At 37.9% G+C, this 2174-nt stretch carries 1 protein-coding gene; it reads right to left on the bottom strand.

Annotated features, from left to right (window positions below; all coding sequences use genetic code 11):
* Nucleotides 1–92 precede the first annotated feature (92 nt).
* Entirely contained in the window at nucleotides 93–1526 is a 1434-nt protein-coding gene (gene ltrA, locus ACTWQB_RS17135) for a group II intron reverse transcriptase/maturase (protein WP_443140372.1), read from the bottom strand.
* Nucleotides 1527–2174: the final 648 nt, after the last annotated feature.

Raw genomic sequence — 2174 nt, 5'->3', positions numbered from 1 at the left:
ATAAAGTAGGGAAACTACTTTCGTAGCTTCCCCCTTATCAAACCGTACGTGCCCTATTAAGGCATACGGCTTACCCTTATGTTCACAATGTATCAAGGTGATGCGTTCCAGGCATTTTGCATCTTTTGAAGTCGGTGAGGAGTAAAGTATTCCTCACCTCTTTCTTTTGCTCTTCTTACTGCATTCTGAGTTTTGCGTCGGTTCTTATTCCTCATATCTTCCATATATTGTTGTAAGGAATAGTCATATATTTTATTGAGATATAGCCAGTAACTTGGAATCAGTTTGATTCCAACGAAGAAAGATATGTTCCATCTGTAATTCATTTTATAACCTTTCCTCTGATTAGGGTGTTTGTGTATCATGGCTACTCGTAAACGCTTTCGAATATATCCATCGATTGATAGTAATATTCCTCTCATTTTACGAGTCACACAGTGACTCTGTTGGCCATGTTGCTCATTCGCCTTGATTGCTTTGATTATAGTTAAATAGTAGTTTACTTTTCCTCTTATTATAGGGTTCACTCTTTTAATCCATTCCTCTTTACTGAGGGTGAGTGTTTTCTTTGTCCTCTTCTTGATTTTCAACCTAAAATCCTTAATGGATTCTTCTTTTGGTGTTACGTGAAATGATGGTTTCTTATCTTTCTTACGTTGTCTCCAATGGTGGAATGTAAATCCTAGAAAGTCGAAATCATCATCATGAAAGTTAACCACTTTTGTCTTACCTTCTGCAATCTGTAGCCCTAATTCATTTAGTTTCTTCTTAGTTATATCTTTGGCTTTCAAGATATCTTCCTTTGTCTTCGCAAATAGTAAGAAGTCATCAGCATATCGGACAAACCTTATTCCATTTAAATCCCATTCCCAATCTAGTTCATTGAGATAGACATTTGACAATAATGGTGAAATAACTCCACCTTGCGGTGCCCCAGATTCAGACTGTTTCCATTTGCCTTCTTCCATATATCCAGCTTTTAACCATTGGTTAATTAAGTTAAGTGTTGTACGGTCTGATACATATTTATTAAGAACTTTTATAAGTTTCTTATGTGGAATATTGTCAAAGAAACCTTTTATGTCACAATCGTAGATGTAATTATAACCTTGTTCAATATTCCACAAAATTATTTGTAATGCTCGTTGTACACCTCGGTTTGGTCTATATCCTACAGACCAATTATGGAATAAGTGGTCTTCGAATTTAGGTTGGAGAATATCTACTACTGTTTGTTGCACCACTCTATCCTCAATGGTTGGGATTCCTAAAGGGCGTTTATCACCGTTCTTCTTAGGTATATTCACACGCTTAACAGGTGTAGGTTGATAACTTTTATGTTTTAGCTTCTCTAAGAGCTTTAATATATTCTCTTCGAGATTTCCTTCGTAGTCATCAATTGTTACTTGATCGATCCCACCTGCTCCTTTGTTTTCTTTAACTTTCCTAAAACTGTTCGTCAGTTTTCGGTCAAAGAGTAATTGTCCGTATATACTGTGTAGTTTAAACTTCCATTCTTGATTCATTATTTATTCCTCGTCCTTCCTTGATGTACTTCCAAATCGTTTTACCACAGTAACTTTTCTGTTCACATTACACCCTATCTTTGACTTGGAGCCATAGGTTGTTCCCCTTCCGTTCAATAATTGTTTTGGTCAATTATCTACTTCCGTACTATGAGAACATCTGACTTCTCCAACTGTTCATTACCATTTCGGATTTCCCTTATAGGTTAGAACCCTGCCTGTTCGGAGAGTTGGAGACCTCATGGGGTCATTATTTATTCCTTCTGAACATACCCTACACCATCACCTAACGAGCTATGTTCTTTGTTCTGACTTCTCGAAGAACATCTTTACTAGTGGGTTTCCTCACTTTTCGAAGAGTCTCCAACTCGCCCGGCCGTTGTGTTTTACACTAATACGTATTAGGGTCTATTCATTCGTCTACGGACCTCTCGGTTACCGCACCTCCTTCAGACAACACTTCACAGTGTTGCCCTAGGTTAGACTTTCCAAGCTAGGTCAGTCTCCTTGGATATGGATTTTCACCATCTGGAAAACATTTCTACGCATTCTCCCAGTCGTTACATCGCAGTGTCGTCTCTGTCCTGTTTCGAAATGTTATCCATGACCAGAAGGTCATGAATTAAATAACTGCCCATCGCACAAAAA

This window comes from Piscibacillus sp. B03 (assembly GCF_052246295.1).
Taxonomy (GTDB): domain Bacteria; phylum Bacillota; class Bacilli; order Bacillales; family Alkalibacillaceae; genus Piscibacillus.
Note: the sequence above shows the minus strand (reverse complement) of the source record. Positions and strands in the feature narration are given on the sequence as shown.

Coding starts and splice junctions, on each gene's coding strand:
- ltrA (WP_443140372.1), bottom strand. CDS start 1,526: ATGAATCAAGAATGGAAGTTTAAACTACACAGTATATACGGACAATTA.